Origin of the sequence: Streptomyces sp. NRRL S-340, from assembly GCF_000720185.1 — a bacterium.
Classification (GTDB): domain Bacteria; phylum Actinomycetota; class Actinomycetes; order Streptomycetales; family Streptomycetaceae; genus Streptomyces.
Window position 1 is genome coordinate 1 of sequence record NZ_JOIY01000158.1, and the last position, 203, is coordinate 203.

1 protein-coding gene is annotated in these 203 nt (G+C 63.5%); it reads right to left on the bottom strand.

The window, feature by feature from the left end; genetic code table 11:
- Window positions 1–203 (bottom strand): ricin-type beta-trefoil lectin domain protein (locus IG64_RS43435; RefSeq protein WP_199811744.1); only part of this gene is annotated, 203 nt, incomplete at both ends.

Consider the following 203-nt stretch of genomic DNA (forward strand, 5'->3'; position numbering starts at 1 on the left):
CGCCCCGAAGGACCCGACACCGGGGCATCCGAAGGCACCTTCCACTTCTGACCCACGTCACCCGCGTTGCACTCCCAGATGATCAACGGATTGCCGTCCGCCGTACTCCCGTCCGCATCCTCCAGACAGAAACCCGACCTGGCGTTCACCAGATACCCGTTCACCGCATCCACCGACCACTGCTGCTCCTTCGAACCGTCGCA